The sequence below is a fragment of the Bacteroides sp. BFG-637 genome, from assembly GCF_024793605.1.
GTDB classification, from domain to species: Bacteria; Bacteroidota; Bacteroidia; order Bacteroidales; family Bacteroidaceae; genus Bacteroides; species Bacteroides vicugnae.
On record NZ_JANUPD010000002.1, the window covers coordinates 6,359,558 to 6,384,486 of the forward strand.

The 24,929-nt window shown below is 50.0% G+C and carries 25 protein-coding genes and 1 pseudogene; all 26 read right to left on the reverse strand.

The window, feature by feature from the left end:
• Positions 1-5: 5 nt before the first annotated feature.
• Positions 6-1,209: pseudogene (locus NXX38_RS25100) on the reverse strand (GNAT family N-acetyltransferase).
• Between the two features lie 97 nt (positions 1,210-1,306).
• Positions 1,307-1,879 carry a UpxY family transcription antiterminator gene (locus NXX38_RS25105; protein ID WP_008021340.1) on the reverse strand — a complete coding sequence of 191 codons (573 nt, stop codon included), beginning with the start codon at positions 1,877-1,879 and terminating at the stop codon, positions 1,307-1,309.
• 506 nt (positions 1,880-2,385) lie between these two features.
• Entirely contained in the window at positions 2,386-3,594 is a 1,209-nt protein-coding gene (locus NXX38_RS25110) for a putative resistance-associated DNA invertase (RefSeq protein WP_005816149.1), read from the reverse strand.
• A gap of 88 nt (positions 3,595-3,682) precedes the next feature.
• Positions 3,683-4,180 (reverse strand): hypothetical protein, encoded by a 498-nt coding sequence (locus NXX38_RS25115; protein ID WP_005816141.1) that lies wholly within the window; start codon positions 4,178-4,180, stop codon positions 3,683-3,685.
• A 53-nt stretch (positions 4,181-4,233) separates the two neighbouring features.
• A complete protein-coding gene (locus tag NXX38_RS25120; protein ID WP_258981557.1) occupies positions 4,234-6,423 on the reverse strand; it encodes a type IV secretory system conjugative DNA transfer family protein in 2,190 nt (729 codons plus the stop codon).
• An 80-nt stretch (positions 6,424-6,503) separates the two neighbouring features.
• Positions 6,504-7,412 (reverse strand): fimbrillin family protein, encoded by a 909-nt coding sequence (locus tag NXX38_RS25125; protein ID WP_005816138.1) that lies wholly within the window; start codon positions 7,410-7,412, stop codon positions 6,504-6,506.
• 66 nt (positions 7,413-7,478) lie between these two features.
• Positions 7,479-8,132, reverse strand: coding sequence for a hypothetical protein (locus NXX38_RS25130; RefSeq protein WP_005816136.1), 654 nt, complete (start codon positions 8,130-8,132; stop codon positions 7,479-7,481).
• An 8-nt stretch (positions 8,133-8,140) separates the two neighbouring features.
• Positions 8,141-8,686, reverse strand: a complete 546-nt coding sequence (locus tag NXX38_RS25135) for a hypothetical protein (protein ID WP_005816135.1) — start codon at positions 8,684-8,686, stop codon at positions 8,141-8,143.
• A complete protein-coding gene (gene traN, locus NXX38_RS25140; protein WP_005816133.1) occupies positions 8,686-9,531 on the reverse strand; it encodes a conjugative transposon protein TraN in 846 nt (281 codons plus the stop codon). The genes NXX38_RS25135 and traN overlap by 1 nt, the downstream gene beginning before the upstream one ends.
• A 69-nt stretch (positions 9,532-9,600) precedes the next feature.
• Entirely contained in the window at positions 9,601-10,743 is a 1,143-nt protein-coding gene (traM, locus tag NXX38_RS25145) for a conjugative transposon protein TraM (protein WP_005816128.1), read from the reverse strand.
• Positions 10,727-11,146 (reverse strand): hypothetical protein, encoded by a 420-nt coding sequence (locus tag NXX38_RS25150; protein ID WP_005816127.1) that lies wholly within the window; start codon positions 11,144-11,146, stop codon positions 10,727-10,729. The genes traM and NXX38_RS25150 overlap by 17 nt, the downstream gene beginning before the upstream one ends.
• A gap of 12 nt (positions 11,147-11,158) precedes the next feature.
• Entirely contained in the window at positions 11,159-11,773 is a 615-nt protein-coding gene (traK, locus tag NXX38_RS25155) for a conjugative transposon protein TraK (protein WP_005816126.1), read from the reverse strand.
• 3 nt (positions 11,774-11,776) lie between these two features.
• Entirely contained in the window at positions 11,777-12,178 is a 402-nt protein-coding gene (locus tag NXX38_RS25160; protein ID WP_005816123.1) for a hypothetical protein, read from the reverse strand.
• 65 nt (positions 12,179-12,243) lie between these two features.
• Positions 12,244-13,374 carry a hypothetical protein gene (locus NXX38_RS25165; RefSeq protein ID WP_005816122.1) on the reverse strand — a complete coding sequence of 377 codons (1,131 nt, stop codon included), beginning with the start codon at positions 13,372-13,374 and terminating at the stop codon, positions 12,244-12,246.
• A complete protein-coding gene (locus NXX38_RS25170; protein WP_005816121.1) occupies positions 13,374-13,775 on the reverse strand; it encodes a hypothetical protein in 402 nt (133 codons plus the stop codon). The genes NXX38_RS25165 and NXX38_RS25170 overlap by 1 nt, the downstream gene beginning before the upstream one ends.
• A gap of 15 nt (positions 13,776-13,790) precedes the next feature.
• Complete coding sequence (locus NXX38_RS25175; RefSeq protein ID WP_005816120.1) at positions 13,791-14,621, reverse strand: phage antirepressor; 831 nt, start codon at positions 14,619-14,621, stop codon at positions 13,791-13,793.
• A gap of 43 nt (positions 14,622-14,664) precedes the next feature.
• Complete coding sequence (locus NXX38_RS25180) at positions 14,665-15,429, reverse strand: DUF5045 domain-containing protein (RefSeq protein ID WP_005816119.1); 765 nt, start codon at positions 15,427-15,429, stop codon at positions 14,665-14,667.
• Between the two features lie 27 nt (positions 15,430-15,456).
• A complete protein-coding gene (locus NXX38_RS25185) occupies positions 15,457-16,182 on the reverse strand; it encodes a hypothetical protein (RefSeq protein ID WP_005816118.1) in 726 nt (241 codons plus the stop codon).
• Positions 16,183-16,196: 14 nt separating this feature from the next.
• Positions 16,197-18,737 (reverse strand): hypothetical protein, encoded by a 2,541-nt coding sequence (locus NXX38_RS25190; protein ID WP_005816117.1) that lies wholly within the window; start codon positions 18,735-18,737, stop codon positions 16,197-16,199.
• A 220-nt stretch (positions 18,738-18,957) separates the two neighbouring features.
• Entirely contained in the window at positions 18,958-21,663 is a 2,706-nt protein-coding gene (locus NXX38_RS25195) for a TraG family conjugative transposon ATPase (protein WP_008021336.1), read from the reverse strand.
• A 122-nt stretch (positions 21,664-21,785) separates the two neighbouring features.
• Positions 21,786-22,085 (reverse strand): DUF4133 domain-containing protein, encoded by a 300-nt coding sequence (locus NXX38_RS25200; RefSeq protein ID WP_005816074.1) that lies wholly within the window; start codon positions 22,083-22,085, stop codon positions 21,786-21,788.
• Positions 22,086-22,133: 48 nt separating this feature from the next.
• Complete coding sequence (locus NXX38_RS25205) at positions 22,134-22,499, reverse strand: DUF4134 domain-containing protein (protein ID WP_007837354.1); 366 nt, start codon at positions 22,497-22,499, stop codon at positions 22,134-22,136.
• A gap of 58 nt (positions 22,500-22,557) precedes the next feature.
• Entirely contained in the window at positions 22,558-22,890 is a 333-nt protein-coding gene (locus NXX38_RS25210) for a DUF4134 domain-containing protein (protein ID WP_005812854.1), read from the reverse strand.
• Positions 22,887-23,270 carry a hypothetical protein gene (locus tag NXX38_RS25215; protein WP_232305833.1) on the reverse strand — a complete coding sequence of 128 codons (384 nt, stop codon included), beginning with the start codon at positions 23,268-23,270 and terminating at the stop codon, positions 22,887-22,889. The genes NXX38_RS25210 and NXX38_RS25215 overlap by 4 nt, the downstream gene beginning before the upstream one ends.
• Positions 23,271-23,560: 290 nt before the next feature.
• Positions 23,561-24,331 (reverse strand): metallophosphoesterase, encoded by a 771-nt coding sequence (locus NXX38_RS25220; RefSeq protein WP_007837351.1) that lies wholly within the window; start codon positions 24,329-24,331, stop codon positions 23,561-23,563.
• A complete protein-coding gene (locus tag NXX38_RS25225; protein WP_229037530.1) occupies positions 24,328-24,852 on the reverse strand; it encodes a hypothetical protein in 525 nt (174 codons plus the stop codon). The genes NXX38_RS25220 and NXX38_RS25225 overlap by 4 nt, the downstream gene beginning before the upstream one ends.
• Positions 24,853-24,929 lie beyond the last annotated feature (77 nt).

The following is a 24,929-nucleotide window of genomic DNA, read 5'->3' on the forward strand; positions in this document are numbered from 1 at the left end:
GTGTGTCACCACTGACGGATGGTATTCCACTCTTTTTCGAGAATGGCATAAACACAGGTATCTTCATATTTTGGGGAGCCGTCAGGATTGTTTACGAATGTCACAAACTCTTTGAAACATCCTTCGCGGCGCATACCAAGACGTTCGCATAAGCGTTTGGAGCGGATATTGTCATCTTCCACAAATCCATAGATACGCCGTGCGCCCGCCTCTCGGAAAAGATAATCCAACAATCCGGCTGCCGCTTCACAAGCGAATCCTTTGCCTTCAAAACGTTTGTTGAAATGCCACCCCACATTATAAGTGTCTTCATTCTCACGCAAAGCGAACACGTCACCGATAATAAAGTCATCTTTTTTCAGACTCACCGCATAGCGCAGCATGTCTTTCGGGGAATACTGCATATATGCCCATGCCGCCTCTCTGGAACAAAGGCGGTCTCCGGCAAAAGCAATTCACACGCGGATGGGAAAGATACTCCAACAACCCTTCGGCATCCTTCTGTTTGAAATTTCGAATGATAATTCGTTCGGTTTCGATATATATTTCCTTGTAATAATAAAATGGTATGAGTACGCCCAAAGTAGCGAAGGCAAGCATGGCATAGAGATACTGGTGGAACCAGATGAAGGTCATCCCGTAGAACAGGAAGGCAATGCTGCACAGCCCAGAGGCCAGTCCGTCGATGCCGTCGATGAGGTTGATGGCATTGATGATGAAAACCGTAACGAAAACGGTGAGAGGGATGCTAATCCACGACGGCATGGAATGGATGAACAGCATTCCGTGAAGGTCGGACAGTTCCACTCCGCCAGCCACCAGCATGATGCCGCAGACTATCTGGATAAAGAACTTGGCACGGTAGCGCACACCGATAAGGTCATCGGCAATGCCGACAAGGTACAACATGATGATGGCGCAGAAGGCGTATGCCAATGGCAACGCTTCTGCGCCTATTTCCTTAAGCAGCTCATCATGTCCGGTTGAGACATTGACCGCCAAAAGCAGGACAAAGGAGAAGAACACTACGGGCTTGAAGGCCATACCGCCAAGGCGAGGCACTACACACTGATGTATCTTCCGCTCGTCCGGCTCGTCGAACAGTCGCCTGCGGAAGGCGATGAGCAGAATCTGCGGTATCACGATTCCTGCGAAAAACACGCACAGGAAGAATACCGACAGGATGTTGACAATCCAAATTAAACTCATTCTCTATCTAACTTTAATAGGCCGTTTGTGTCGGTCTGTCCTGTACTAATCCCTCTGTATCAATCAATTCGGGGGGGTAATTCGTGTTTCCATAATCTCAGTCTATGATTTGAATATATTCCGGCTTCACCTCAGCTGAAACCGCCAGTAGGTCGGGAATAATGACGACAAGCTGCCGACCTCTCTTTTTTGCCACTTTTATGAAGTAGCCCTCCACCTGGTCGAACGGTCCGCCATGTACCCTTACTCTTTTACCTTTTTCAATGTTGATTTTATCTTTTTCCTTGTTGATTTCGCTGATTTTGTAGAAGTGTACCTCTTCATCTGCCTGCTTGCACACCTTGATGAAGTTGGTCATGTCTTCATCAGGTACAGTCAGATAGACAAGTTCTCCGCCACTTTTCCATGTGACAAACTGTAGGTCGTAATAATAATTGTGTTTGAAATCAACAATCTTCTGATGACTTGCATGCACAAACACCAGACTATGGATGACGGGTACCATGAAAAAGACTTTCTTGCCCTTGACAGTGCGAAGGACTTTCTGCTTGGGTATGAAATACTCTAAGCCATACGTTTCATTAGAGAGCCGATCTTCGGCAGTATTCTCGTTCTTGTAGGCCCGCATGACATACCACAGTATCTTATCCTTGTCCAATACATTCACCATACTGTTTTGACATGTGTTTTTTGAGAAAAGAACGTACTCATGGTTCATCCCGATATGCGTATCGGTCTGTATATCAGCAACTTTCCTATGTGTTTCAACTACAATAGTCATCTATTCTCATCTTTCTGAGTCCACCCCCTGCAAAGCCCCTCTTTACGACATAAAAATTCGGTCGGAAAAGGTATGCAAAAGATGTTTCTCTCTTTAAGAGAAATATCGTTTTGCTAAACAGTTGATATTGAGGTATCATTTTATCGTAAAAGACATATTTGCTCAACAATTGCTTGACGGAAATCAACAAATTTTAGCATTTTTGTAAAAAAGTCGCTATATAATTTGGTGAATTGGAGTTATTTTCATATTTTTGCATCCCGAAGAGTTTCTCTTAAAGAGAGAAACACCTTTTTGCTCAACAATCCCCGACTTTTTTATTATAGTTGCGGTATCACACCGCAATACAATAGTTATAAATATTGAAATAAAGGTGCAGTGAGACGCTGCACCTCCTAAAGAGAATTGATGATGAGATTGTTGGCGTTGTCAACGACAGAGGTGTCCAATGAGGAGAGGTATATCTGTGTGGTTTTCTCGGAGTCATGCCCCAATGCCTCGCTGATAGTAGATACGGGCACGTTCTTGCTCTTGGCTATGCTTGCCCAGGAGTGGCGGGCTACGTAGGTGGTCAGGGGTACGGACAGGCCTATCATTTCTCCGATTTTCTTCAACTGCTTGGTGATACGGCTATAGGCATTCTTGTACTGTCTCCAGAATATGGCTCCCTCTCCTTTTGCTATAGGGAGCAGGTAGGGAGAATCATCTGTTTTGTACTTCGCCACTATCTCCTGCATGGCAGGTTCCCATTTGATGTGCAACTGTTGTGAGGTCTTCTGACGGCGGTAAATGAGCGTACTGCCATGCAGATTGCTTGGTGTAAGTTGTGCCATATCGATGAACGACATCCCACGGGTATAGAAACTGAACAGGAACATATCCCTTGCAAGCTCCAAACGGGGGTTCAGACTCAAGTCCAGCTCTTTCAGTTGCTTGATGATTTCCAAGGGGAGTGCCCGCTTGACGGTCTTGTCGATGCCGGTATATACATGCTTGAACGGTGAGGAAGAGATGACCAGTCCGTCATCTACGGCATGATTGTAGATGGTGCGCAGGTTGCGGATGTAGAAAGAGGTGGTGTTGCGGCACAGTCCGCTGTCTTTCAGCCACTGTTCATAGCCTTGTATCGTTGTCCCATCGACTTCCTCCAATGGCACATCGCCTCCTTTCAGGTAACGCTGGAGGCTGTTGAGGGTGGTTTTGTACCTTGCTACCATCCGCTTCTTGCCGATGCGTCTCAGTTTTTCGTTCAACTCCAGCGTATAGCCGATAATGCCATGTAATTCTTTTCCCTCATGGAAGTTGTCAACGACGGTGTCTGCTGTATATGACTGCCCTTCCTTGTCCAACCGTGCAATGACCAACAGCAGTTTCTTCCTGTCAGCATCCAATGTATCTTTCAAGGAAAGAAGATAGGCTTGACGTTGTGGAGTGACGGAAGTTGGCAAAATGATGTTTGAATGGTCCGCATCCCACTCTGAGGAATAGATTCTGTACTCTGTATGGATCTGACGTGCCACACGATTGTGTATCACCTGATAATACAGGCGACCCTCTTTCTCTTGAACAGATGATGTTCTGAACTTTAATTTGATGGATGCCATAATGCTCTGACTTTAACATTGAAATTGCAATTATTACCTTTATATATAATATAAGTGACAGACAAACAGGTATAGGAGGGATGGTGCCTCACCGCTCGGCATACAACAGCTGATATTCCACCCACCTCCGTTTCCTAATGGATGCCACTGCTTTTCCCCTCCATTTGCAATAGCTCAGATAGAGTGGCAGGATGTCCCTGTCGCCACGTTCCAATCGGGTGAGCAGGGACGCTTTCGGGTATCGTCCATTGCCTAACAACTTGGCTGGTCCAATCTGGTACGAGAGGGTGGCAAGCAGATAAGCATCCCTGCCATAACGGGCATATAGGCGCAGGTGCCGGAGGAGGTCTGTCCGTAACAGCAAATCTGCACGCTGACGTGTCAGTGTTTTCGGGAAACGCTCTCCCTTCTGTAGCTGGTGACCATAGCCCACATAGCCCGGTGTGGTCTTTGGGTCGTGCCAACCCTCGAAGTGTTTGGTAATGGCTACCATCCGTTCAAACAGTGCCCTGTCAATGGTTTGGCTTTGACAGGGCACGCTACAGATGGCCAACATGCTCAATAGTACGATGATGTATCTTCTCATTACATTATTTTATATAGGAGGTGCGATGTCTCACCGCACTCTAATCAATATCACTACATCATAGTGCGGAACTGCTGAATCTCTTTAATCATGGCTTTCACGTCCTCCCCAACCTGAACGAAGTTCTTGTAGAGGATGCGCTCTCGCTCTTCTTTCGACTTGAACTTATAGAACTTAGGGAGAGGGACATACTCCGATTCCTCCTTCTTTATTTCCGTCATATCGAAGTCGGTCTTGCAGTAGAACTTGGATGTCTTGAACTCCTCGCTCTCCTGGATGTTCATGCTTCCGTTCATCCCGGTCTTGGTGACTACGAAGTCACGGGCGGTCTGTCCACATATCCAACCTGTGGGCATATCGGAGATTTTGCTTGCAGGCACCAGGCTGTCCATATTCTCATTGAGGTTGATGGAGGTCTTGTCACGGTCGATGGTCACGCCCTTTTTGAGTTGCACTACTTTACCGAAGATGTCACTCGACAGCCATTCGAGGGTTTCCTTGGCTCTTGCCGAACCGCTCACCACATTGCCCACGGTGGTGATGATTTTCTGCATACCCACCTTGCCATAATCGGCTTCCAACTGCGGAAGTTCCTGAAAGCCAAGTGCCACGCTCACCTTGTTGCTTCGGGCTGTGCCTATCAGTCGGTCTATCTTGTGGAAATACAAGGTCGGCAACTCATCGACGATGATGCTGACAGGAACGTTCTTGCCCTGTCCTGTATTCACCCTCGTTACAAGGCGGTTGAGAATCAAGGCATTCAGTGCACCGATGATGCTCTCCATCTCGGGGTCGTTGGCAATGAGCAGATAACTTGGATTCTTCGGGTCACTGACCTTCAGGTCGAAGTCATCGCCGTCCTTGTGGAATATCCAGTAAGATTCCTTGGTGGCGAGACGGGAGGTATAGACACGTAGCGTGCCAATCATACCTTCCAACTGCTCCATGGCTTTGTTGGCAAAGGCAGTCTGGAACGGGCCAAGCAAGGGGGCTACCTCGTTGTCGGTCTGAAGTACCTCGAAGATGGTCTGATAACTCTCATTGAGGAACGATAGGATATGTGGCATGTCGCTGTACTTGCCCAACCAATAAGCGGGCTGCACCTCCGCGCCCGAATGGTCGAACACCCGTCCTGTGGGTATCAGCCTTTTCGTCTTTGGGTCTTCACGCCGCTCGGCAATCAGCATCTTTCCGTCCTTGTCGTAGGGCTCCTTGCCGTAGTTGCAGAAGAAATAGATGCAGGCGGCAAGGAAGTTGACGGCAGAGGTCTGGAAGAACTGGTCGCTGCCACCGCCGCCTTCCTTCTTGCCTTTTTGCAGGGATTCAAGCAGGGTCTCGGCGGTCTCGCTCGCTGCGGCAAGGTTGTTGATGTACTTCAACTGGATGGGGTTCACACGGCGCGAATACTCCACATCCACAAAGTTGATGATGTTGAACTTCATGCCATGGGGCATCTTGCTGTCCTTGGCATTCTTGTTCTTCAAGTAATGATAGTAGAGTTTGGTGGCGAGAGTGGGAAACTTATAGTCGTACACCACCATGGCAAAGCCCTTCTCGCTGTGCTGCCTGATAAACGGCTCGATGATGGAGAAGGTCTTACCAGAACCAGGAGTACCCACAACCCATGTGCCACGGAACGGATTGACGATGTTCACCCATCCCTTGCGGAACTTGCCCTTGTAATAATAGCGCATAGGGATGTTCACGCTGTACTTGTTCTCCTGCAACTCCCTGCATTGCTCAAAGCTCTCATTCTCGAAGTTGAAGCGGTCTTTCAGCAGCCCTTCCTTCAGGAACTTAGAGATATTGTCGAGGGCGATATGCACCAATACGACACCGACGATGGAAGTGAGCATATAGAGCCAAGTGTTCAAACGGAGGGTATAGAAACAGGGCATTATCGAATGACCGAACAGCCATACGGACTGCACAATCAGCAGCACTCCCGACAGCAGCGGATAGAGCACATGCCTGCGAGCGTCAAACTCCAGATGCTTCTTGTTGCGCGTTCCCACACAGGTGATACATATCAGCAGGAACGTAGCCACCTTGCTATACACGAGGTTGCCGTCATGGTAAATCATCCACCGCTTGATGCGAGTGTGGATATCCGTCACTACGCCGCCCAAGAAGTCCAACTGCTCCGGCTCCAGTGCGTAGGCGAAGAACTCCATCAGGATGGAGACATAAATCACCGCCCTGAATATCTTGTAAAAACCCTGTAACTCTTTGCTTTCTTCCATTTACTTTACGATGATGTTGGGTGATAATGAGAAAAGATGAAGGATGCCACGGTGGACACCCTCCAATCCTCTTATGAGTTTTATTCGTAGCCGTTGATGGTCTTCTCAGACTCTACTGTCCACGGAGAAATAGTTGCAGATATGACCTCCAAGGTGTTGCGTACAGGCTTCAATGAATAGCTGTAGGAATGACCCGCTTTCCACGTGTCGTTTGTGAGGAATACGAAGTTCTCCCCATTGCTGAGTTGCAATGTCATGTCTGGCATAACCTGTGCAGGAACATAAAGCGTATATTCCATGTGGTCACTTTGTGGGTCGCCGAAATAATAGGTCGTCACCGACTCGTCACTGCATTCTACCTTTCCGGTCTTGATGTTGAAAGTACCGCTGTCAAAATAACCGACGAACGTGAGTAGGCTTCCTGCAAAATCATTGGTGGTGAAACCGTATTCTGGTGAGGTATAGACCTTGATGATGACACGCACCATCTGATGGGTGAAGTTCAATGTAAGGCTCGGATTGGCGTATGATGCCGCTCCACTGGCAAACAGAAAATCATTGACCTTCTGCTCACTCTGTACAGCTGCCTCCGGCACTTGGAACTCTATGAGGTCGTTGGTAGGATTTGCCGTATAGGGATAGTAGGCATTGAAGGTGTGAGTGTCTGTGTCCGTGAAAAACACCTTGTTGGCTGACACAAACTGATTCGTGCCGCCGCTTCGGGTGAACTTCATATTGTTGATCATCCCTGTGGAAGAGATGCCAATCATATCATTGAGTTCCCACTGGTTGTCAACGGCTCGTGTGGAAACGGCAGGTTGCAGCATCTCCAGATTGGTGAATACCTGAAGCTGCTTGGTTGATGTGCTGTCGGTCACGACCACAGAACCTCCGCCACCGGGCAGGTAAATCTCATTGACGATGTCTTGGTCACAGGACGTGAGGAGCATGGCTCCAAGTCCCAACATTAGAAACAAATTCTTTTTCATGCTTTTTCTTTTTTAATTGTTGTACTTTGATGATGATACGGGTGATACTCGATGTCTGTATATGGGCTAATCCATAATCGTGATGATGGGTCTCGCCTTATGCGGCTGCCACTTGGGAGTCTCCTGTATGGCACCGCTTCCCAGTGAGTAAAGCCATGCCTTGGCGGTCGCTTGTCCTTCTACCTCCGTTGAAGTCCAATACCAACAGTCATCATCCTCATCGGGGATAGGTGTGCCGCCGCATTTCAGGATGTATGGGTTGATGATGTCCTTGGCATGATAGAGCAGACGCATCTGTGCCACACTGGGGATATAGGCACTTTGCCCGTAACGCCACATGTCGAAGACACGCTCAGCCAAAGGCGACTTCACATCGGTCGTGCCATAAAGGGCAAAAGTGTTCTTGTTGCCGTCGTAGGCGGTGAGGTCACAGGATGTGTCCTGTTCCACACCGATACTGTCAGCAAAGGCTTCGGGAGCGATGTCCCACAGATAGACGGCATATCCGTTTCCCTCCATTTCTTCCCTCTGATTGACGTTGAACACCACTGCAATGGCTTGCTTGCACGATTGCTCGTAGGTTTCGTAGGGCATCACCTTGCCGTCAGTGGTCAAGATATGGGTGACCTTCATGGCTGTGTCGGGAAAGTCCTGATGCTCGTCACAGGCAGTCAGCAACACCGTTGCCGCAACTGCCAAGATTGAAAACAGTTTCTTCATACGCATAGTCATTTTACAGGAAGTTTCACACCCAGGACAATACCCGTTCTGAACAGGTCTTCACCCTTGATCATCACATCGGTCTTCACCTGCCAGAAGAGCTTCCAGCCGTGTCTGAGTGTATAGTTTTGCTCATAGCCGAGGTGGATGCCACCCAAGAACCTGTCAGTATCGCTACCTGCCGATGCTCCTATGCGCATGTTGCCATGGTGGTTGCGTCCTCTTGCCACACAGGGCTTATAGGCAAAGCCGAAACCATAACTGCGGTAGTTGTTCCAAAAACTCTCAGGACAGACATGACCGCACGATGCGCACTCGTTCCACTTGATATATCCGTTTGCAAAATACTCCCACGCATTGTGGTACTTCGTCTCATACTCGTAGGACAGCGTCACGTCCAGTCCTCGCTCATACAGGCATCCGAACCCCAAGGATATGCGGTCGCTATTCTGCTGCGCCATTGCCGGAGTCATGCTTGCCATAAAACAGATGACAACGAGTAAGGTATGCACAAGCCAATTCCTCACTCCTAATTCCTCATTCCTAATTCTCATTATTCCTCCTCCAACAGTATATGGTTAAACGAATCGGCAGACAGCACATCCTCATAGTCGATGCTGAGCGAGATGGTGCGTCCACTTATCTGTTTTTCCGACAGCTCGATGGTCAGCACCTTGTCGTTGGGGAAGGTCATCTTCTTCACCACAATCACGTTGCGATAGCCATACTTGAAGGTCTTCGCATCGTCCAACACAAGAGATGGGGTCAGTTCCACTATCTGCGCATTGGTAGCCTTGCTCTGCTTCTTGTCCGATAGTTTGATGCGCATCTCGTCGATGTCGAAGCGGATGTTGGTCTTGTTCTCCACGGAGAAGTCGATGAAGAAATATTCGCCCACGCTGTAGATGTTGTTCAGGCGCATTACCATGCGGTGCATCTTCGTCGCCACGTTGCGGTATTTGGCAGACGATGACCATATCTGACGTGCATACTTGGTCATGTCGGCAGTGGACAGGCTTACAGCGGGATTGTTGTAGGCATTGCGCTCCGAGCATTCTATTTCCTTATCGGTTACTGCCTCCTGCATCCTCGTGGTATAGAGCAGTGCATACTGCGTGCGGTAGCGTTCCGTCACGATTGTCACTATCGCCAACACCTCACCGTCGGCATACACGTTGTCCTTCGGCTTCAGGCGGATGGTGTTGTTGATGGGTTGGTCGCCCACCACCTTGTCTGTGGATATATCGACAAAGCGGATGGGTTCGGAGGCGGTGATGACGGTGGTCACTTGGTCGTTGACCGTCAGCTGCTCCATCTCCATGTAGGTGGTCTGCGCCTTGGCTGAAAGCACGCTCAGCGAAAGCAATGCACAGACATTCATTTTCTGAAAACAATTCATATTAGTTGATTTTTTGATGTTTATACTCTATGAGCCACCGTTCCCGACAATTCCGTTGTCGGGCAGTGTCTATTTCCTTTTCTCTTTCCCATTTACAAGGTAAACAAACGTCCCATACTTCAGCTTCACTTTGTTCTTCTTGATAGCCTTGCTGATGGCATTGCTTGTCTTCTGGTAGGCATTGGTCACGGCTTGCATTCCCCATTGCGAGAAACTGTTGTTCGCTCCACTCTGGTCGATGTTCATGTTGCTCTGCATAGCACCGCTCGCCACATCTTTCGTGGTCTCACGGAACTGGCTGCCGGGGACATACAGTCCCTCCAGTCCGTCCGTGTCATAAAGCGAAAGCGAAACCTTTATCAGCTCGTCATCCACAAGGATGGAGTTGATGCTACCCTTCACTCGCTGCGAACCGAAACCGCTCATGGTGGCATAGAGGTACGACCCTTTCTTCACCACGGTCTCACCAATCTCAATATCGTCCAACAGTCTCAGCCGCACCCTCGACCCGTCCGTAGCCTTCACGTCCTCGTCAATGATGGCCTTGATGAGCTTTGGCTCATGCTCGTTCTGCGTCAGGGTGTTGAAATAGTCCGAAGTCACCTTCACCTTCTTCACCACCTCCTGTGCCTTGTCCTCCTCGTCCAGTGCCTTCACCGCCTTGCTGTCCTCGGCAATCTGACCTTTCACCTCAATCTGCTCCTTGGGAGGCCCAGCCTGTGTGGTATCCTGGGCCACGGGGGCAACTGCCGCCTGTCCTCTCAGCCTCGCTTCGGCGAGTGCCTTGTTGAGTGCTTCGAGTGCTTCCGCTTCTCGCGCCTTGGCATCGGCCACTTCGGCTGCATCGTCCTTCTCTTCTGCCTGACGGACGAGTTCCGCAAGGTCTTCTTCTGTGTACTTGGATTCATACGCTTCTTTCTCTTCTTCGTTGTCACGCTCAATGTTATCAACAGCCGAATAGTCTGCTATGCGACCATACGACTTCGCCATGTTCTCATACTTGCCACCGATGCCGTCACCATTCTTAATCTGCGCTCCGGGCAGGTTGGGGTTCAGAAACTCGGTGGTCTGCAGGTTCTTGTCCTGCGTTTCCGCCACCTCCGTATTGAACATGTCAAAGACAAAATAGCCTGTGGCAATCAACGGGATGTACACGATGGCTGGCAGCATGTACTTCGGCTGACGGAAGTTTATCTTATCTGTTATTCTCATCGCTGTCTGATTTTGATGTTACTGACTTGTCTCGATTCTCCTCGTTGGTTCGATGCGTCACGGGAGGAGTGATGCAATGGGCTGCATTCATCATCTGCTTCATGCGCCCTTCCTGCCGCTCGATGGCACTTGCAGCCTCCGTCCGATGACCGTAATACCGCACCATCCTGTAGATGTTGATGCCGAAGCACGTGGCGACAAAGCCGAAGACGATGACGAGAAACAGCGTCTTGTGGGCATTGGCAAAGCCTTGCACCTTAGCCGCCGCACGGTCTATCCTCGCGGTCTTGGCAAACTTGCGCCCTGCCGCCACCTCCTTCTCATACCGCTTCTTGTACTTGGGGTCGTTCTTGTCGGGCATATCCTCGCCCACAAGCATCCGTCTGATTCCTTTTACACTCATACCGCTAGGATATTAGAAGTTTGACTTCGACTTCTGCTCAATATCCTTGTTGAGCAAGGTTCTCCAGTTCGTGATGAGCAGTCCATGAGGATTGTTCTCCGTCCTCGGCACGCGCTTCACCTGTCCCGCCGTCACCAATTCACGCATCAGAATATTGCTCCTTCGCTCTATCCTTTGCCTACCGTAGTAGGTGAACTCCATCTTCTCCTTGTTGAACTTGATGCTGTCGCAAAAGATGCTGAACACGGCACTCGTACCCATGATATTGTTGTAAAAGCCCTTTTCCTTCAGCGTATTGTACTGCGCCAAACCAGTTTCATCGACCAAATACATCGCCTTCTCCATCGAATAGCGGATGTACTTGTCATCGGGAGCAAGCGTAAAGAAGTAATGGTGGAACATCTCGATATGGCTCTTTGCCTCCACATCCAGCGTTTCCTCCATCGTGGTGCGGTTCACCAGTATGGGCACGTTGCCGTCCAATACATACACCTTTTGCTGCGCGTCCGTCACCATGCAGCGCGCCGTCCAGATGCTCGACACCGAGATGATGATGCAGCCCATGAGGAACGCAGAGCAGATGATGCCCACCAGCTTGATTTTGTTTTCTAAGTTCTTGATTACCATACGTTACTGCTTGTTTGAGGTCTGATTTCTCTTCATTCTCACATATTCACGGTGCAGGATGGTGTATATGTCCTTCTCAACTTCTTCCACCAGTTTGGCGTAATACTTGATGCAAGCCTCTACGTAGATGCCTTCGTATTTCAGTTGGATCCACACCCACCAGATGTCACGTTCACGTCTCCGTCGATTTCTGTAGATTTTGGCACGATGCAAGCGATAACTCAGGTAATCTACCATAGGCACTACATACTCGTCGTTATCCTCAAAGCCTTCTGCCATCTCCTCATACTGTGGGTCGATGTAGTTGTTTTCGGAATTGAAAAACTCTTCCTTTGCACGCTTGTTGGCAAACGCCATGAATTTCTCATCTTTGAGCCAACGCTCAATTTCATTTTTTGCTTTCATTTTTCTTGATGGTTACTTTTATTTGTTTCAATAGGAGGTGCGGTGACTCACCGCACACTCACATGTTATCTCATCACGGTCGCCATGGTTCCCGTAGCCGTCATCTTGGCTTGTTGTGCCACGCCCTCGCCGAAGTTTCGGGTTGAGAAGGCGGTGTCGCCCTCTGGTATCATCCATGCCGCAAGGTCGGGCACGAGGTTCAGGCATTTCAACGCCACGATGCTCGCTGCCATCAGATAGCCTGCCGAGAAGAACGAGTTTTGCAGATAGGCTGCCATCGTCTGCTCACTGGCGGTGATGGCCGTCAGGTTCTCTACCTGTATGCAGAGCACAATATCAAACAGCAACAGGACGTAGAAACCGACGAAGTAGAGCATGGCTCCGTAGAAATGAACTGTCAAATAACGGGTTAGCCACTTCGCCCACGCTCCTTCCCACTTGGGCAGCAACGAAAATGCCCATTGTATTGGACCGAATATAGTGAGCATTCCGAGCAATATCTGCTGACAGTATATCGTCGCCCACCAACCGATGCGGAACACGATCAGGGCTATCAGCATCACTATCTTGTCGATGCCCACCACGGCCCCTGCCGTCAGTGAGGTGAACCACAGTTTGCTGGCATCCTTCTCCATGTTGGTCACTTCGTCCACGCCCGTCTGCTCCATCGTCGCCTCTATCAGGTTGGGGTCTGATGTGCCCTTATGCGCCACGTCTGCCTGTGCCTGGAGGTCAGTGTACATCGAGTCCCTGACATATACCAACTGCTGCACCTCCTCAAACTTGTCGGAAATTTGGGTCGCCTCTGCCTCATAGAGGTCGTGGGTGTAACTGCCGATGCAATTGGGAATATAGGATAGAAAATCCAATACGCACCAGCTGCTGCCGCTGTTGGTCATGCCTGTGTCAGCAGGTGGGTACCACCAACAGAGGATGATGCTCACCACCAAGGGCTTGAACAGTTTCATCACGTCCAACGGTTCGTTCTTCACCATCATCTTGTAGGCCATGCTTGCCGCCACGATGATAGAGAACAGTGCCGCCAATGCCATACACATTTGGAGGATCCACCAGAACGGCCCTTGTGAGCCTGTGAAGGTGGCATCGGTCAGGAACTCGTTGGTCTGGAATATCACATCGTCAATCTCCTCTTCGAGGATGTTGATGCCGAAATCGCTGAGTATGTTGTCTGCCATCAGTGCCTGGTTCTATTGTTGATAATCTCTTTGATAAACTCTATGCCTTTCGGTGTCCATGACAGATAGAAGTGGTAGAAGCAGCGCATCCTGCCTGTGACATATACCGCAATGCCCTTGTCCTGAAGGTCTTCACGCAGTTTCCACATTCCATATTCCTTGGTGATGATGCCTTCCTCTTTGAGGGTCTTCACAATCTTGCCGTAGTAACTTCCGACATATTTGTGAAGCTTTGACATTGAAACTACCTCTAAATCAGATGGCATATAATGCTCATCAACGATGGGTGTCCTGCCGATAACGCTGATTCGCTTCGGCATCCTTGACATCTCCAACTGCCACTTGCCGTTTTTCCTCTTGGCGGCATAGAGACGTAACTGTATTTTTGATATTGATTCCATAGCTATTTCTTTATTTTATGTTCTTTCGATAACAGGAATGACTCCCACGCTCTTCAGTTTCTCATAGAGGAAGCGGCGACCTTTCTGTGTCCATTTGGTGTTCATGCGCACATCCTCCGTACCGTCCTTGTGTTTAATGAGGTAGGTCTCGCTGGTCACATAACCGCAGTCCTTGTAGTCGGCATACAGAATCCACTGCTTGCCACGCTGATACTGGATGTTCATCTCCTTCAGACGTCGGTTGAAGCGGATGGACGACTCGCCATAGTCCTGTGCTATCTGTGTGACCAGGACACTGCTCTTCGTGGCAAGGATGATGTCAAGGTAACTCACCTTGTCCTTCATCTCCGTCACCTCCTGTTGCAGGTCATCCACCTTGGATCCCAACTCAACGATGCGTGTCCTTTGGTGTTCACACTCCTGTTCGACAAGCAGACGCTTTTGTCGTTCTTCCTTCAGATTGACTGCTAACCGTATCAGGAAGTCTGGCTCTGCCAATGCCTTCTCGATGGTCTGCTGTGTCATATAGGCACCATGCTTGCGGATAGAGGGGAGCACCTCCGATGTCACCCACTTGCGGAAACGTTTGGCTTCGGGTTTGCGACTGTCAAGGATGACATCATACAGTCCGTCTTCATTGATAAAGTTTGTAACCTGTTCTCTTCCAAGACTATCCGAGATGGGGTACTTTGAAAGTACATCATCCGAAAGTCGTTGTACCAACTTGCTGGTTTTTAGTCCAAGAACTCTTGCCACATCAGCCAAACAGAACAAGGGTTGCTCTGGTGTTCCTGTGGTTCGGACTGCTCCAAATTCCTCGTTGTTGAAAATCTGAATATCGTTCATATCTCTATGCTGTTTTGTGATTATTTCTTCTCTTCCCTTATTTCTATCTGTTCACACTTTCTTCACCCTCACCGCTGTTGGCATCATCGCCGTCAGTGCCTGTCGAGCTCCTCACGCCCTTCATGTTTTCCTGCCAACGGCTCTTGGCATCGCTGATGATGCTGCCTTTATGTACTACACGGTCGTTGGTGGCTGCCAAGAGGGCGGTAGTCTGGCTTTGGGTGTTGAGCTGCACAAGGTATTTCAGTAGTGTCTCGTTCTGTGTCGTCAGGTCGGCATAGATGCTAAGATACTGCCGCTTTCTCTGTGCATTGGGCATATAGGCATCCTTGGTGGCTTTCACGGCACACTGGTACATATTGTACAGTTCCTCCCACCGACGCTTGTCGTTGATGGTGCCTCCTGTAGGGATGATATGGTCTATGTTCGCCTTCATCTTGTCCAACTGACCGTTGATCTTGCTGCTTTCGGCAAGCCAGGCGAGGTCTATCTGTCGGTCGGCTACGTTCAAGGCTTCCACCTCAGCACGCTTGGTGAGGGCAGAGTCTATCTTCTCCGCATCATCTACTTGGTTGTAGAGGTTGATGCCGGCAAGAGTGCGGAAACCTAACTTGTTCTTCTCTGCCGCTGTCTTCTTATAGTTGTTATGTAACAGCCAATAATAGAACTCAGGGGTGAGAGAACCGCCACCTGTCTCCATCACCGTTATCTGGTTCTGCTTGGAGGAGTCGTGGTTGTAGGTCACGCTCTGGGCTGTGGCTTTGATGGTGGTTGCTACCGCCATGATGAGTATCATTGTCTTCTTCATGTCCGTTCTTCTTTTGTTTACAATCCGTCAATAGTCAAGTTTTCCTGCCACTTTCCATCGGCTGAAGGCATCTTCCAGTATCTCTTCCTTCGTCCTCGTCCGATACACCTTCTCCTTCCAATAGCCCATGCGCAGCTGCACATACCGCCATGTCTGGAAGTAGGCTTGGTTCAGATGTTTTTCTATCAGGTCCAACGAATTGTTGATATTGTCCAACACCATCAGCAGGTCGGAAGTTGAACAGGCTGCCGCTCCTGTGGCATACAACACGAGGTCGTTGACGCTATGGTAGAGTTGGCTTCCTTCGTTGTATATGTTGTCGATGGCTTTCTTGTTGATGCTGATGAGCATCGTGTCAGCCAGTTCGATGTGTTTCCGCTTGATGACCTTATCATTGAAGTCCTCCAACAGGTTCTTGTAGTCACTGATGCGGTCGCTCACCGTCTGGTAGGTGCTCTTCACGTTCAGCACCGTGCGCAACGACTGGTACATCACATCGATGATGTCGAAGGCCCGGGTGTATTTGTCCAAATCCACATTCAGTTCCTTGTATTTGCCCACCTCTTCACTGCTGTATTCATGCAGCAGTTGATTGCTGTACTCCAAAGTGCTGCGTGCCAGCAAGAGGCTGCGCTGCTTCTTGTGGTCGTTGATGTATGCTTCCACCGATACCGCATCGAATCCCCATTGCGCCAAGGCTGTATTGGGGAAGAGGGTAATCAGCAGGAGAGCTATGATGATGGTATGTCTCATTCTCCGTTCCTCCCTCAGTTTTCGTTCTCGTTATCTTCACCATTCCCTCTGTTAGGGTCTGCATTCTCTCTCCATCGCTCGTAGCACTCTTCAATGAGTGTCCTTCTGCGACCTTGGTCTGCGTCGATTGAAGGAAGAATGTCCTTCAGCACGTCAATGATGCTGCGCTTGTAGTGCATCATTTTTTCTAATGATACCAAGTCGGCGTAAATCTTGGTGATACGGCTATCTACTTCACGGGCTATCTCCAGACGGTCGCTCGACCAGAGCAGGTGTATTACATCGTCATTGTCGGCGGTCTGGGTTGCCTCGCTCTTGGCATATTCTGTGGTGATGCTGCACGACGGGAACTCCTGGGCTATCTCCGAGATACGGCTGTTCACCTGCCTCGTCTTCTCCTCGTCAGAGGCATTCGGGTCAAGGGTCAGCACATCCACCACCTGTGTGTCGGTGTATTCCGAGGTCAGCTCCCACGATATTTGCAGTATCGCACGGTGTATCTTGATGCCAAGGAAGTACTTGGGCTTCCTTGCAATGGACAGTGTCGCCTTGAAGGTGATAATGCCGTTGATGTTGGGCATGGTGGCAGTTCGGACGTAGGTGTAGCCGTTCCACGAACCGGCACCTTGCCACGTGAGATTGTAGGCTGACTTCACATCCTGCATGATGGCAGGGATGCGGTAGTAGTCATCGGTGGAGGTGGCATTGTCGTTAGCCGCCTCGCTCTTGGCATTCTGTATGTCTGCCAACTGCTGCTGCCATGTCGCCAATTCCTTCTTCAGGTTGTCTATCTTCGTCTTGTTGACATTATGTTGCTGCCGCAAGGCAGGGGCTTCCTCCACAGAGGCATTGGCTATCTGCGTGAGCAGGTTCCTGTTCTCTGTCTCCAACTGGCTTATCTGCGCCTCCAACAGGGCTATCTTGCTATTCGCCTCACGTTCCTTCTCGTCCAGTTCCGATAGGTCGAGATTATTTTCTGATACGCTTGTCCTCATGGCGCATTCCTTGCTGTGGGCATTGAGCGAACCGCCGCACTCACGGCACTTGTACTGCGTGCTGCCCTGTCCGAGGGTGACACCGTCCGAACAGGTGACGCTGATGGTCACGCTCTCCACGCCCTTCAGTTTGGCGGCATCGGTGGCTTGATAGTAACGGCGTGCGTCACTGCCGATGTAATAGACATAGCCCTCCTCGTTGTCGTTATACTCCGAGAGACGTGCCTGCAACTGACGCTTGAAGGTATTCAAGTCCATGCTGTAGGAGTCGAAGACATCCTCATACACCTCTTCCACGTTGTTCCAGCTCTTGGTAACGTGTATCTCGTAGGCGTAGGCCTTCTTGGTCTGCTTGCCGCCACGGCTGATGATGTACGACGACATCCAATAGTTCATCGTATAGGTGAAGCCGTCGCTCTGGGCGTTGAGCTGCTGCACACGGCTGCGGCTCCATCCGGCATGGTTCTCCGAGTTGGCCAGTATCTGCTCTCGCTGCGTGCTGTTAGGGTAGAAGTTGGGGTCGGAGGTGTTGATACGATACCAATGGTCACCGTTCAGAATACTGTTGTCATCGGTCGGCGGATAGTAGTCACAGAGGCTTACGCTGCCTTGGTCTCGTCGGGCAATGTACCAACGCTGTGTATAGTAGTTGCCCTGCGTCTCGCTCAGATAGTCTGTCATCCACGAGGTGATGTTGTAGTTGGAGAGGTCGAAGAGGGCTGCCACGTTGTCCTCGCCACCCACCAGACTAAGGAGTGTGCTGCCGATGCCGTTCTCTGCCTGTTCATAGAGGTCATGGTAGTTGTCATAGATGTCGATGATTTTACTCACCTTGCCATTGAAAAGGTCGTTGAAGGCACTCTGCTGCAAGAGTGCGCCTGATGCCCCGTTGATACCTGCCGTCGCCAACGATGCTCCCATATTGTAAAGCGTCTCGATGTCGGCGGTGAGGTTCTCCACGGTGAAGTTGCCGGGCACACTGGCGATGTCATCCAACAGCTGCTGCCAATCTACATTGCCTATCTCCGAGAGTTTGAGGATGGCGGCTATCTCTTGGTTGATTTCCAAGAACTGAATGTCGGCAAAGGTCAAGCTACTGTTGGTCACGACACTCTCAAACTGCATACACAGCGACTTTGTGTCGGCGCATATCTTCATCAGGTAACTGCCCCAGTAGAGGGCGGTCTGCGGACTTTTCAGCATCATTCCTGCCACCGTCCATATCTTGGGCATAATCTTGTTCGCCACCATATTGTGGATGCGGCGGTAATAGTAGTTCTCCGTGCTACTGCTCCAAATGCCGAGGTCGGTGAATGCCTTGCGCTCCAAGAACTTGGCAGCGAAGATGCCGGCAGTGGCAACCTCTGCGGCATTGTAGTGCTTCAAGATTTCGCCCACCTGCTCGTTATAATAGCTCTCTGCCATAGCTCCAGCACCGAATGCGGCAGCCATGGCGGCAACGATCTGCTTGTCGTAGTTCACGCTGTAATACTGCGCATGAACCCTTCCCACGACAAGTGTAAGACACATATATATTATAATAAGGTATAAACGTCTCATTGCTTCACTACTTTACGTTTTTACTACTTTCAGTTTCTACTATTCCACTACTTTACTACTTGTAGTATTTACTATTGGTAGTATTCACTACTAATCGTATTTACTACTAATCGTAAATACTACCCAGCCACCGTTCCCGAAAGTTTTGCTTTCGGGCATCTGGGCTTTACGTCTATTCCGGGATTTCCGTTTCCATCAATCAGCCCCCGTGCTCGCCGTGTCAGCGGCGAGTGGCTCCATCGTCCGTCAAATTGAGCACATGCCCCGCCTCATTGACCTTCTGCGCAAATGCCAACGACTTCCCGATGCCACTGGCATCCCAATCTCTGCAATACCGCTCGATAGCCTCCTGATGTCTGCACTTCAGTTCATGCTTATAGAGTTTCAATGCCTCCTTCTCAGCTCGCTCGGTGGTGTAGGTCATATAGCACTCGTGCGGCTCCTCCACACCATACACTCCGCTCGTCGATCCACGTCGGATAAACACCTCACGGAAGAAACTTCTTCCCTCCTTGTTATCCAAGCGGTTGACAGTGAATATCTTCTTGCAATCCACATCCGTCAATCCTAATATCGCCTTGATCTCGTCGAATCGCTCACGAAATTTGCTTTGGTCGAGCAGCATCACCACGTCGGAGTTGTTGATGATGGCTTCCTTCACGATGGGACTGCCGATGATGTCCTGTATCTCCTGTGTCACTACGCCCACGCTCGCCCAGAACTTTCGGGCTGTCTTGTATAGGTACTTGATGTACTCGGCCATCAGCGGCGAGGCGATGGCTTTCCATGCCTCCTCGATGACAAGGCACTTGCGGTTCTTCTTCAGGCGCATCTTCTGCAGGAACACGTCCATGATGATGAGCGTCACGATGGGGAAGAGCTGCTTGTTCTCCTTGATGGCATCCACCTCGAAGACGATGAAGGTCTCGTCGAACAAGGTGCTATCCACGTTCTCGTTGAGAATCTTGTCGTACTTGCCGCCACGGTAGAAGTTTTGGAGCATATAGGCGAAGTTGTCGCAGTCGATGGTGGTGATGTTGTTCTCGATGCAGATCTGGTCGAGACGCTCACAGGCGAACTCATAGAATGAGTCGAAGGAGAGGGTCTTCACGCTCAATGCCATGCGCCGTTCCTCCAGTCCCTTGATGAGTTTCTCCACCTTGTCGTGTATCTGCGTCAGCTCCGTGCCGCGCCGCTTCTCCATGGTGGAGAGGTTTTTTCTCAGTGTCTCCTTCTGTGAGGAAGGATAGGGCTGCACACCGTTGAAATAGAAATCGTAATACTCCGTCACCAACTGCTCCACGACACGGAACTCCAGTTCGGGTATCTGCGTCTCCGAGCCTTTCCATATCAGCAGTATCAGGTTCTTCAGGAAGTCTATCTTCTCAATGTTCAGCTCCCGCTTGCTGATGTTGAAGGGGTTCATGGTGATGGGCTTGTCCTCCGTATAGGCGATGTACTTGCCGCCCACATACTCGCAGAGTCCCTCATACGAGTTACCCGTATCGACCATGACGATGTCGGTGTTCTGCTCCCACAACTGACGCACCACGCTGTTCATGTGGAACGACTTGCCGCTGCCCGAAGGACCCAAACAAAAAAAGTTCGAGTTGTCGGTCAGCTTCTCCTTTCCCTCCTTTCCTGTGATGTCGATGGCTACGGGCACACCTTGGCGGTCGGTATAGTATATCTTCAGCGGGGTGTCCTCATTATGCACGATGCGCTCCTTGTACATCAGACAGGTGGCGGCATCGCCGAGGGTGAGGAATCGGTCGTAGTCGGCATTCATGCCATAGCAGTTGCCGGGGAAAGAGTTGACGAACAGCTCCAACTGGTTGTAGGCCCGCTTGCTGATGTGGATGCCCATGCGCGAGAAGGAGTTTTCGAGATGGTTGGTGCATTTCTGTATGTCGGTGTCGCCGCTCACTGCCACCACGAGGTTGTAGTGGGTATAGACGAGCTGCTTGCTCTCACGGGCTATCACCTCCTGCACACGCTTGATGTCCTCTACAGCCATCAGGTTGCTGGGGTTGGGCATGGAGGCATGGCGGTTTTTCTTCTTGTCGAGTAGGGCAAGCTCACGCTTCTGGTTGGGCACGAACACCATCTGGTTGAACACCACGCAGTCGGCTCCGGGCACGCTATCGACGATGCTCACGAGATCAACGGGCATACTGGTGTTGTTCACCTCGATATTTGCGTAGGGACGGATGACCGACGGCAAGTTGGCATAATCCACATCCACAAGGCTATACACCTTGCAGCTACGGTCCCCCATGCCGATGGTCTCGTCATCGACCTTGAAGTTGGTCATCGACACCACCTTGTCACGGAAGTTCATGGAGAAGAAACGGTCCACATACTCGCAGGCTTCCGTTTTGCCGAGGAATCGGGACTTCACGCCGGCATCCCTCAGCTGGTCGTGCACCTTGCGTATCTTCACCAAGAAGTCACGCCATTTCTTGTTGTCGAACGACATCAGACGGCTCTTCTTGTTCTCCTGTGTGATGGTGAGGTAGCAGACGCTGTCGGTAAAGGGTCTGCCGTTGAAATAGCGGAAGTAACTCTCGCTCAGGAACTCATGATTTCCACCGTTCTCTTCCTTGAATGCCTTCCTCACAAACACGTCCTGCTTGTGCAGCGCATAGCCTTCGCCCAAGGTCTGGGCAAGGGCGGCGAAGAGGTGGGTGAACTCATAGTAGGCCTCGATGTTGGCGGAATACTTCTGCACAGGGTTCTCCATCTTCAGAACAGCGGAGTATTCGCCCGTCTTGGTATAGAGCACGCCGATGCCATCCACTTCCTCGATGGAGAAGTAGATGTCCTGGAAGATGCGCTTGCGCTTCCCTCCCGTGCCGAATGCCTTGACACTGATGGCCATGCCCACGCAGATGGCTGAGAATATGAGTATGATGTATAGGGTCATTGTTCTTTTTCTTTTTTAATCGCAAAAAGGCGGGCGCACCCTCATGCGTGATGCCCCCACCTCCATTCACTTACAATCATTGATAGCTTTCCACTTGGACATAATGGATTCTCTTTTTTGTTTTACACTTTCTTTGAATAGGCATAGATGAATATGCCGTTGTCACTCTTCTTGCTGTGCAAGCCCTTGCGCTGCTTCATGACGATGAGAACGCCACCGACAGCTACGGCGAGGACTAGCAGCACGAGTCCTGCCACGAAACCGAAGATGCAGTAGCCGAGGATGAAACCCGCAACGGCTCCTCCTGCGGTGGCTGCCGCCCAGTAGATGTAGCGTCCCTGCAACCCGAAGAACTCCAATGGACGTTGCAGTCCCTTGAAAATGGGATAATCCGGAAAACGCTCTTGCTTTGTATCTGCCATAACTGTCAGTGTTTTAACGTTCTACATACTCACAATCTCACGCTGCGTTTAACCTCCAATGCCGAAGAACAGAGGCAGTGCCTGGGCTGCTGCAATGAGGAAAATACATGCGCCGACGACCATCATGATCTTCTTTTTCACGTCCTGTTCCTCGTTGTTCATGGCGATGTAAACGCTTATGGCTCCGACAATTGCAACGACACCTGCAATGGCATAGCAGAGCTTCACCACGATAGGTACATACTTGGCAATCTCCTCCGTCACTGTGGTAAGCGCGGTCGTTCCTGCCGAGTAGTCGCCGGCTGCGTTCTGTGCCATTGCTGCGGTGGTGCCGACAAGCAACATCAGGGCGAGCGTTTTCATGCGCTGTGAAGAGAAGAATCCCTTCACCTTCTTGTTAATCCTTTCAAACATTCTTTTTACCTTTTAATTTGTTACACTTTGAGTTATCTTATCTCGTATCACCTGTATCTCAAATCTGATAACCGAAGAAAGCGGGGAAGACGATGGTCGCTCCTATGAGGAACAGGCAGGCTCCCACCAGCATCATGATGTTCTTCTTCACTCCTTCTTCGCCCGTATTCATCTTTATATATATCTGCAAGGCGCTGACTATGACCACGATGCCCGCCACTGCATAGCACAGATAAACGATATAGAGCATCATCGTCACGGCATAGTCATGGGCACTCGCAAGTGCGTCCGCTCCCCAGCTGTAGTCCACGTTGCCACACTTAGCACTGGCCAGAGCTGGGGTTAAAGCGGCATATAATGATAGAAATGCACTTCTTGTTTTTGACATCATATCTCATTATTGAGTGATTCCACCTTGACCATGTCACGTCCATTGTGACGAAGACCGCGGGCGATGATGGTGTTGTTCAATTCTTCCGAATACATGGGGTCGGAATAGGTGGTATTCACTTCCTCCATCTTCTTCTCGATTGCGCTTTGTATCTTTTCAAGCACATGAGGCTTGCTCTCTTCCGCAGTGGCGGCTGCCTCCTCTGTAGGCTCTGCAAGCTGCTTCTCCTCGTAGGCTGTCTCATATTGGTTGTCGCCTACGCTGAAACCACCGTCGCTCTCGCTGACCGCTATCGACTCTTCCTCGTCGGTCATGTCACTGACATCAAACGACTCGCCCTGTGACTTCTCGTCCTTGGGCTTTCCGTACAGATCCTGCACGATGATGACCGTATAGTAGATGACATAGATTATGGTCACGACAATGGCGAATATTACAAATGACTTCATATTTTCAAGTTTGATTTTACTATGGTTTGGCTTATTGCCGATGCAAAGGAACTACCTTTTCTTCAATCTTAAACCGAAATGACTTTCCGCGGAGCCAAATCTTAACTCTAATTTTGATTACACTCGCAATCATACTCAAAAATCAAACTCGAAAGGCACAAAAAAAGCCCTTCCGATAGGGAAGAGCTTGTAAAGAGGGTGGATGAAAAAAATGTGGATGGCTATATGGTCAGGTACTTGCCATGGGAGAAGTCCTGATGTTCGTTAGAGAAAACATAGCCCAACTGGTTGGACAAGCATTGGGTGTTGCCTATCCTGGCATCGATGTTGGTGTGCGAATGTCCGTATATCCAATAGTCTATGCCGCTATCGGTGATATAGTCCTCCAACTCTACGGTGAACGCCACGTTTGCCTTGCTGCCTTGAAACTTTGGGTGGAGCATACGGAACGATGGTACATGATGGGTGACAACAATCTTATGGGCTGCTTGCGAATATGCCACTGCATCCTTGATAAAGGTGAGGCAACGTTCATGCTCAGCATTGAATTGGGCATGGGTCATCAGCTCACCTTTATATAATATACGGCGGAAGTCGCTTATCACTTGCTCGGTGAAGTAAGCGTCCTCCAAAGGAATCCTCGACCAAAGGGTGGAGAGGATGATGTCGGTGTCGCCAATCCTCGCAATACCGTTGTAGTGGCTGAATACATTGGGACGTACCTCCAAGAGATAGCCGTCGGGCAGTGTCGCCACATCATAATATTTGTAGAACTCATGGTTGCCCATGCAGCAATGCACCTCCTTGTAGTTCTCCGATGCCCAGTCCCAAAAGGGATGCTTGGAGTAGTTGTCATCGCCGAGATAGCCGATGTCGCCGGCAAGCAGCAGTATGTCGCCCGTCACCTCCAAGGGGTGGGCTTTCAGATACCGCCAATTGTCGGCAAACTCCAGATGCAGGTCGGATGCGTATTGTATCTTCATATTGGTCATGCTTCTATAAACAATTCATCCAGTTGATCTAACAGTCCGGTCACAAATGCCTCGTCTTGACCGAGTGACTTTGACAATGGTTCTGCGAGAGTTGACCAGTCGGCTCTGATGGAGGCGACAAACTCCCTTATACATGCCACTATTGAAGCAGGAGCCTCAATGTTGTCCTCAGTCATTATGACCACATTTTTCAGGATGTCCGAACGGTGCTTCTTGATGTCTTTGGTGTTCACATGCTTGCCGTCCCGCTTGTCTGCCATGAGATTTAGGTAGGCTCTTGCCTTCAGTGCTATCAAGGCAGCGGAATTGGCATGGCGTATGCCATCAGTCAGTTGGCTGTGTGCGATAGTAAAGTGATAGTAATCATCGTCCATGATGATGGCACTAAGACTCGACACATCTTCATCGGTCGGGATAGGTTCTATGACAAATCCCTTTGGCTCTCCAAGCACGTCGGGGTGGCGTGACAGCAGTTCTATCATCTCGGGATAGCCGTCTTTACCATCAAGGAAACGATACATTTCATACCTTGGTGGCTCACCAGCCTCCTGTTTCCTCTTTTCAGGTCGATAGCCAGCCTCCCGCACAAACTGCCAGA

What these genes read in the sequence shown, in the direction of transcription:
- NXX38_RS25105 (WP_008021340.1), bottom strand. Translation starts at nt 1,879, where the DNA reads ATGGTGAATGTATTGGACAAGGATAAGATACTGTGGTATGTCATGCGG.
- NXX38_RS25110 (WP_005816149.1), bottom strand. Translation starts at nt 3,594, where the DNA reads ATGGCATCCATCAAATTAAAGTTCAGAACATCATCTGTTCAAGAGAAA.
- NXX38_RS25115 (WP_005816141.1), bottom strand. Translation starts at nt 4,180, where the DNA reads ATGAGAAGATACATCATCGTACTATTGAGCATGTTGGCCATCTGTAGC.
- NXX38_RS25120 (WP_258981557.1), bottom strand. Translation starts at nt 6,423, where the DNA reads ATGGAAGAAAGCAAAGAGTTACAGGGTTTTTACAAGATATTCAGGGCG.
- NXX38_RS25125 (WP_005816138.1), bottom strand. Translation starts at nt 7,412, where the DNA reads ATGAAAAAGAATTTGTTTCTAATGTTGGGACTTGGAGCCATGCTCCTC.
- NXX38_RS25130 (WP_005816136.1), bottom strand. Translation starts at nt 8,132, where the DNA reads ATGAAGAAACTGTTTTCAATCTTGGCAGTTGCGGCAACGGTGTTGCTG.
- NXX38_RS25135 (WP_005816135.1), bottom strand. Translation starts at nt 8,686, where the DNA reads ATGAGAATTAGGAATGAGGAATTAGGAGTGAGGAATTGGCTTGTGCAT.
- traN (WP_005816133.1), bottom strand. Translation starts at nt 9,531, where the DNA reads ATGAATTGTTTTCAGAAAATGAATGTCTGTGCATTGCTTTCGCTGAGC.
- traM (WP_005816128.1), bottom strand. Translation starts at nt 10,743, where the DNA reads ATGAGAATAACAGATAAGATAAACTTCCGTCAGCCGAAGTACATGCTG.
- NXX38_RS25150 (WP_005816127.1), bottom strand. Translation starts at nt 11,146, where the DNA reads ATGAGTGTAAAAGGAATCAGACGGATGCTTGTGGGCGAGGATATGCCC.
- traK (WP_005816126.1), bottom strand. Translation starts at nt 11,773, where the DNA reads ATGGTAATCAAGAACTTAGAAAACAAAATCAAGCTGGTGGGCATCATC.
- NXX38_RS25160 (WP_005816123.1), bottom strand. Translation starts at nt 12,178, where the DNA reads ATGAAAGCAAAAAATGAAATTGAGCGTTGGCTCAAAGATGAGAAATTC.
- NXX38_RS25165 (WP_005816122.1), bottom strand. Translation starts at nt 13,374, where the DNA reads ATGGCAGACAACATACTCAGCGATTTCGGCATCAACATCCTCGAAGAG.
- NXX38_RS25170 (WP_005816121.1), bottom strand. Translation starts at nt 13,775, where the DNA reads ATGGAATCAATATCAAAAATACAGTTACGTCTCTATGCCGCCAAGAGG.
- NXX38_RS25175 (WP_005816120.1), bottom strand. Translation starts at nt 14,621, where the DNA reads ATGAACGATATTCAGATTTTCAACAACGAGGAATTTGGAGCAGTCCGA.
- NXX38_RS25180 (WP_005816119.1), bottom strand. Translation starts at nt 15,429, where the DNA reads ATGAAGAAGACAATGATACTCATCATGGCGGTAGCAACCACCATCAAA.
- NXX38_RS25185 (WP_005816118.1), bottom strand. Translation starts at nt 16,182, where the DNA reads ATGAGACATACCATCATCATAGCTCTCCTGCTGATTACCCTCTTCCCC.
- NXX38_RS25190 (WP_005816117.1), bottom strand. Translation starts at nt 18,737, where the DNA reads ATGAGACGTTTATACCTTATTATAATATATATGTGTCTTACACTTGTC.
- NXX38_RS25195 (WP_008021336.1), bottom strand. Translation starts at nt 21,663, where the DNA reads ATGACCCTATACATCATACTCATATTCTCAGCCATCTGCGTGGGCATG.
- NXX38_RS25200 (WP_005816074.1), bottom strand. Translation starts at nt 22,085, where the DNA reads ATGGCAGATACAAAGCAAGAGCGTTTTCCGGATTATCCCATTTTCAAG.
- NXX38_RS25205 (WP_007837354.1), bottom strand. Translation starts at nt 22,499, where the DNA reads ATGTTTGAAAGGATTAACAAGAAGGTGAAGGGATTCTTCTCTTCACAG.
- NXX38_RS25210 (WP_005812854.1), bottom strand. Translation starts at nt 22,890, where the DNA reads ATGATGTCAAAAACAAGAAGTGCATTTCTATCATTATATGCCGCTTTA.
- NXX38_RS25220 (WP_007837351.1), bottom strand. Translation starts at nt 24,331, where the DNA reads ATGACCAATATGAAGATACAATACGCATCCGACCTGCATCTGGAGTTT.
- NXX38_RS25225 (WP_229037530.1), bottom strand. Translation starts at nt 24,852, where the DNA reads ATGTATCGTTTCCTTGATGGTAAAGACGGCTATCCCGAGATGATAGAA.